At 40.1% G+C, this 2,991-nt stretch carries 4 protein-coding genes and 1 pseudogene; 2 read left to right on the top strand and 3 right to left on the bottom strand.

The genetic code is table 11. From position 1 onward, the window contains the following. A partial coding sequence (locus E1163_RS01350) for a DUF5362 family protein (RefSeq protein WP_221417897.1) occupies nt 1–412 on the top strand: 412 nt, incomplete at its 5' end. A gap of 45 nt (nt 413–457) precedes the next feature. Here E1163_RS01350 and E1163_RS01345 read toward each other — a convergent pair. Continuing rightward, nucleotides 458–949, bottom strand: coding sequence for a peptide deformylase (locus E1163_RS01345; protein ID WP_155168728.1), 492 nt, complete (start codon nt 947–949; stop codon nt 458–460). A gap of 66 nt (nt 950–1,015) precedes the next feature. Between E1163_RS01345 and E1163_RS01340 the strand changes: the two are divergent. After that, a pseudogene (locus E1163_RS01340) lies at nt 1,016–1,145 on the top strand (helix-turn-helix domain-containing protein); the annotation flags it as partial. Between the two features lie 44 nt (nt 1,146–1,189). Here E1163_RS01340 and E1163_RS01335 read toward each other — a convergent pair. Both E1163_RS01335 and E1163_RS01330 read right to left on the bottom strand, forming a co-directional pair. Beyond that, nucleotides 1,190–1,915: an ankyrin repeat domain-containing protein gene (locus E1163_RS01335; protein ID WP_155168727.1), complete on the bottom strand. Its 726-nt coding sequence runs from the start codon at nt 1,913–1,915 to the stop codon at nt 1,190–1,192. Between the two features lie 32 nt (nt 1,916–1,947). Beyond that, nucleotides 1,948–2,991: T9SS type A sorting domain-containing protein (locus E1163_RS01330; protein ID WP_155168726.1), on the bottom strand; the 1,044-nt coding region annotated here is incomplete at its 5' end.

Below are 2,991 nucleotides of genomic sequence, written 5' to 3'. Positions count from 1 at the left end.
ATCAGAAATGGCAGGTTATTTAGATGTGGCCGGTAAATGGGGCAAGTTTATAGCCATCCTCGGTTTTATTGGCACCGGATTTATGGTGCTGGCAGGCTTAATGTCAGGCACTGTACTATCTTCCATGGGGCAAGATACCGGCATGCCTATTCCCGGCTTTGCATTCGGTTTAATATACATAGTTATGGCGGTGGTGTATTTTTTTCCTTTGTATTATTTGTTCAATTTTTCATCGAACATCAGAAATGCCGTAAGAAGTGGAAATAACCACCAGCTCACAGTGGCTTTCAAAAACCTGAAATCACACTATCAGTTTATTGGGATAATCATGGTTGTTTTGATTGGTATTTATGTGCTGGCTATTTTCGGAGCCATAGCATTTGGTGCTTTTGGCGCTTTGGGATCGTTTTAAAGGAATAGAAGCTGCCTCATCATTGAGGTAGCTTTCCCTGCTCCCTTAAGGTCTCCACTTAAAAGATTTATCATCAATAGCCCTCATGGTGCATAAAATACCATCGAGATGATGGTACTCATGCTGGATGAGTTCTGCTTCATTATCTGAGGCTTTCCACTCCTGCATGTTCCAGCTTTCATCGTGGTACCTTAGGGTTAGGTGCTTGTGGCGTTTTACTTTAACCAAGAGGTTTGGAAAACTCATGCAGTCGTCCCATAGCTCAAACATCTCTTCGCTAAGATATGATAGCTCCGGATTGATAATAACCTTAGGCTGACCTAAATCGATGTATATCAGCCGCTTCATTATGCCCAATTGAGGAGCTGCAATGCCCCGCCCAAAATTGTACTTGTCCCGGATTTCTGCCATAGCGCTGGCCAAATCCTCTGTCCAACCTTTGACTGCATCTAATTCTGATTGTAAAACAGGCTCACTTTTTTGATACAATAAAGGATGGCCTAATTGCAATATGTCTTTAATTCCTTTTTTGCTCATGGCTTAAATATAATTCAAAAATTACGGACTTATTTCCCAGGAACACACCTGCTTCAACATACTCATATTACGCTAGCCAACCTTTCCATTCTCAAAACAGGAAAACAAAGCTGTACGATTCAGCACTCTGGAGGCTATTTGCAAGGCGCTGGATTGCCTACCGGGAGATTTATTGGAGTATAGAGAGGATGAATAAGGGCTTGACTAAGTATTTATCAAGCCTTAAAAGCCAGCCTTGCCTTACTTCAGTGCTTCTTTAACTAAAGCTTTGATCTCCGGGCTACCTGATTGCTTAGCGAGCTGCCAAGTGGTTTTACCTTTTGGATCAACATAATTTAGAGGAGCATTATGTTCCAACGACAGCTTTACCATATCAGGATTACCTGTTTTTATCGCTTCATGAATAACACATTCACCATCTCTGCCCAAAACGTTGACATTGGCTCCACTATTAAAGTAGAATGTTGCTATATCATATTTTTTTGCATGTATTGCAGCCAGCAACGGAGTTGCTTTATCATCGGGAGTTGACTCCATATCGGCTCCATGGTCAAGCAGTAATTTCACCAGTCTCAAAGAGCCACCCTGTGAAGCAAACCTTATAGGCTGCTGATTACTGGAAGCAGGTGATCTCCAATTAACATCCGCGCCGTGATCAAGTAGAATAGCTACACTTTCAACTGCATTAGCTATACAACCTACCATAATGGGTGGCATACCATTCTTACAGGAAAGATTAATATCTGCCCCATATCTCAAAAGCAAATTAACACTTGCAGTATCATTTTCAGCTACAGCCATCCAAAGTGGAGTTAAGCCATTTTCATTGTATTGAACACTTGACTCCCCTTTCATCAATAATTGTTCTAATTTTTGATAATCCCTAACCTTTAGTACTTTGAAAATATCCTGACTATAACCCTGAGTGCTAAATAACATTAAAGCACAAAAAATAAACTGCTTCATATTGGCAAATAAATTAAGTCGCAAAATCAAAATTAACGGATAATCAACTTACGGTCCACACTATACGTCCCATCAGAAATATTAAGAAGGTAGATCCCGGAATTAAGGCCTGATACTTCAATTTGTTTTGCATCCACATTGCCATCAAACCTGCCTTTTTCAATCACCTCTCCTGTGTAAGATCGCAGTACCCAGGTAACCTCCTTTGAAAAAGAACCCGTTCTAAGAGTAATAATATCCGATGCCGGATTGGGATACGCCACAACCTCTTGTATTTTGTTATCATTAACTCCCGTAATCATATTGACTTTTACCGGGAAGCGCTGAGCAATACTATAAGCCCCAACGGTTGCAATGAGGGTGACTGTATCCGTCGCATTTATATTTTGTATAGCTTCAAGGATCAACTGCCCCTCCTTTATCGAAGTTGAAATAAGTGTTCCTGTATCAGGTGTAGCCTTATAGCTTAAGGCTGCTTCCTTTTTGGTTGAGAAAAATTTACTACAATCAATCACCTTATTTTCTCCGTAAGCAATAATCTGATCTTCTATGACTTCCTCGGTGTCAATGGCCTTACTAAAGAACTGTCGTGTCCTGCTCTTATATTCCCATTCTTCGTTATCAATATTCCAATTGTATACAATAAACTCAGTAGCCAGTTTGTCATCATTGTATATGTATTCGCGCTTAGTTCCCAAATACCATTCGCCTATATCGGAGTCCCAGACATAACGAACAAAACTACTATCCTTCCCATAACTATTGTAGGCAATAGTATAGTTGTCGGCTCCTTTCCATTTTGATTCGGAGATGTCCCAAGTATAAAGTTCATATTTGAGTCTCTTACCTTCTTCATTGTATGCATGAAAAAGCTTTGCCGTATTTGTCCACTGATCATTTTCAGAATCATAATTGGAATAAATCTCATAGACTTTATTATCATTGTCATCAAATTGCAGCTCTCCTTTTCCCAGAGTCACCCACTCAGACCCATTCCAACGGTAAGAGAATGTCTCTCCTGACTGACCAACATAAGAAGTCTCCGTCTTTTTATTAATCTCCCATTCGTTTAAGTC

It is taken from the genome of Fulvivirga kasyanovii, from assembly GCF_009711405.1.
Taxonomy (GTDB): Bacteria; Bacteroidota; Bacteroidia; order Cytophagales; family Cyclobacteriaceae; genus Fulvivirga; species Fulvivirga kasyanovii.
This window is presented reverse-complemented; position numbering and strand designations above follow the sequence as displayed.